The following is a 905-nucleotide window of genomic DNA, read 5'->3' as shown; positions in this document are numbered from 1 at the left end:
ACAACACCCGAAGTCGGTGGGGTAACCGCAAGGAGCCAGCCGCCGAAGGTGGGGTAGATGATTGGGGTGAAGTCGTAACAAGGTAGCCGTATCGGAAGGTGCGGCTGGATCACCTCCTTTCTAAGGAATTACCTGACCTCGATGAAGGTCAGATACTTGACAGGTATCGCTCATGTTCAGTTTTGAGAGAGCAAGTCTCTTTCATATAATATTCATCCGTTTGGTGGCGATGGCGGAGGGGACCCACGCGTTCCCATCTCGAACACGACCGTTAAGCCCTCCAGCGCCGATGGTACTTGGACCGCAGGGTCCTGGGAGAGTAGGACGTCGCCAAGCGGATGGTTTTTCCATCTCAAAAAGTAATAATAATGGCCTTTAGCTCAGCTGGTTAGAGCGCACCCCTGATAAGGGTGAGGTCGGTGGTTCGAGTCCACTAAGGCCAACCATTACCTTTTACATGGGGCTATAGCTCAGCTGGGAGAGCGCCTGCCTTGCACGCAGGAGGTCAGGAGTTCGATCCTCCTTGGCTCCACCAAACAAACCATCCATTGCATCACGATGCAATGCATCTTGCACCTTGAAAACTGGATACGAAAATTGCGTAACATAGAAACATCCTTTAGCTGAGTTTATACCACGCAGCAAGCATTTATTTGTTTGTTGCAGCGAAGGATTTGCGAGTTCGTGCGTACTTTTGTAGAGAGATTTCTACCGCTAATCACTTAGTGTTCAAGAAATCGAGCTACAACGGGAGCACGAACCGCAAATCCGGAGCACAGGTTAAGCTACTAAGAGCGCACGGAGGATGCCTAGGCGCCAGGAGTCGATGAAGGACGCGGCGAACAGCGAAATGCCTCGGGGAGCCGTAAGCAGGCTTTGATCCGGGGATGTCCGAATGGGGAAAC

2 tRNA genes and 3 rRNA genes are annotated in these 905 nt (G+C 51.8%); all 5 read left to right on the top strand.

The features are described 5' to 3' along the window. Positions 1 to 120 (top strand): 16S ribosomal RNA (locus K0T92_RS24550); the annotation flags it as partial. Positions 121 to 219: 99 nt separating this feature from the next. Then, positions 220 to 336 (top strand): 5S ribosomal RNA (rrf, locus tag K0T92_RS24545). A 33-nt stretch (positions 337 to 369) separates the two neighbouring features. Beyond that, positions 370 to 446, top strand: a tRNA-Ile gene (locus K0T92_RS24540). A 13-nt stretch (positions 447 to 459) separates the two neighbouring features. Beyond that, positions 460 to 535 (top strand) — tRNA-Ala (locus K0T92_RS24535). A gap of 243 nt (positions 536 to 778) precedes the next feature. Beyond that, positions 779 to 905: ribosomal RNA gene (locus K0T92_RS24530) — 23S ribosomal RNA — on the top strand; the annotation flags it as partial.

Origin of the sequence: Paenibacillus oenotherae (assembly GCF_019443105.1) — a bacterium.
Taxonomy (GTDB): Bacteria; Bacillota; Bacilli; order Paenibacillales; family Paenibacillaceae; genus Paenibacillus_Z; species Paenibacillus_Z oenotherae.
This window is presented reverse-complemented; position numbering and strand designations above follow the sequence as displayed.